The organism is Synechococcus sp. R5-12, from assembly GCF_047502655.1.
Lineage (GTDB): Bacteria > Cyanobacteriota > Cyanobacteriia > Thermostichales > Thermostichaceae > Thermostichus.
Genome location: NZ_JANSIM010000184.1, coordinates 1 through 1,060, shown reverse-complemented (window position 1 = coordinate 1,060; position 1,060 = coordinate 1). Strand labels below are relative to the sequence as shown.

The following is a 1,060-nucleotide window of genomic DNA, read 5'->3' as shown; positions in this document are numbered from 1 at the left end:
ATGACCATAGCGGTAGGGCGCGTGCGTCAGGAGCGAGGATGGTTCGACATCGTCGATGACTGGCTCAAGCGCGACAGATTCGTGTTTATCGGCTGGTCCGGGCTGCTGCTGTTCCCCTGCGCTTACCTAGCCCTGGGCGGCTGGCTCACCGGCACCACCTTTGTAACTTCCTGGTACACCCACGGGTTGGCCAGCTCCTACCTGGAAGGGTGCAACTTCCTGACCGTAGCCGTCTCCACCCCCGCCGACAGCATGGGGCACAGCCTGCTGCTGCTGTGGGGCCCCGAAGCCCAGGGGGACTTCACCCGCTGGTGCCAGATTGGGGGGCTGTGGACCTTTGTGGCCCTGCACGGAGCGCTGGGACTGATTGGATTTATGCTGCGGCAATTTGAGATTGCCCGGCTGGTGGGGGTGCGGCCCTACAACGCCATTGCGTTTAGCGCGCCGATAGCGGTGTTTGTGAGCGTGTTTTTGATTTACCCGCTGGGGCAGAGCAGCTGGTTTTTTGCGCCCAGCTTTGGGGTGGCGGGGATTTTCCGCTTTTTGCTGTTTTTCCAGGGGTTCCACAACTGGACGCTGAACCCGTTCCACATGATGGGGGTGGCTGGCGTTTTGGGTGGAGCGCTGTTGTGTGCCATCCACGGGGCGACGGTGGAGAACACCCTGTTTCAGGATGGGGATGCGGCCAGCACCTTTCGGGCTTTTGAGCCGACGCAGTCGGAGGAGACCTACTCGATGGTGACGGCCAACCGGTACTGGAGCCAGATTTTTGGGATAGCGTTTTCCAACAAGCGGTGGCTGCACTTTTTCATGTTGTTTGTGCCGGTGACGGGTTTGTGGATGTCGAGCATTGGGGTAGTGGGGTTGGCGCTGAACCTGCGGGCGTATGACTTTATCAGTCAGGAGGTGCGGGCAGCGGAAGACCCGGAGTTTGAGACGTTTTACACGAAGAACATTTTGCTGAACGAGGGGATTCGGGCGTGGATGGCGCCGCAGGACCAGCCCCATGAGCGCTTTGAGTTCCCTGAAGAAGTCCTCCCCCGCGGCAATGCGCTCTAAA

At 60.0% G+C, this 1,060-nt stretch carries 1 protein-coding gene; it reads left to right on the top strand.

All coding sequences use genetic code 11. The annotated features are described in order from the left end of the window. Nucleotides 1–1,059: photosystem II D2 protein (photosystem q(a) protein) (psbD, locus tag NW843_RS10150; RefSeq protein WP_414332488.1), on the top strand; the 1,059-nt coding region annotated here is incomplete at its 5' end. Between the last annotated feature and the right edge of the window lies 1 nt (nucleotide 1,060).